The sequence below is a fragment of the Pseudomonas sp. SIMBA_068 genome, assembly GCF_046534705.1.
In the GTDB taxonomy this organism is placed as follows: Bacteria; Pseudomonadota; Gammaproteobacteria; order Pseudomonadales; family Pseudomonadaceae; genus Aquipseudomonas; species Aquipseudomonas putida.
Window position 1 is genome coordinate 1 of the sequence record NZ_JAWRYI010000219.1, and the last position, 322, is coordinate 322.

The 322-nt window shown below is 53.4% G+C and carries 1 pseudogene; it reads right to left on the reverse strand.

The annotated features are described in order from the left end of the window. Nucleotides 1-322 (reverse strand): annotated as a pseudogene (locus SB756_RS28895) (hypothetical protein); the annotation flags it as partial.

Below are 322 nucleotides of genomic sequence, written 5' to 3' on the forward strand. Positions count from 1 at the left end.
AGCAAACTCGCCCTCCCAGTAGTCGAAGTCGTCGCCGAGAATGGACCGAAACGTCTCACGATCCGTCACTTCATTCGAGTTGAAGTCACAGAGCATCTTGGTCCTCCCAATGGCAGCCGAGGTCTTGCCTGAGCCCGCAACGCCCTCCACCCACATTGGCCCAACCGGTGCACGGGAAATGATCTTGTCCTGATTCGGGGTTCGATTTAAAAAAAAGTGCTCATCCAGGCTCATGCGCTCAATTAGCTCACCGCCAACTTCATCTTCCACATCATCGAGATCAGCAATCGACAGTGCCGAATCTTCTTCCTCGTCATCATCG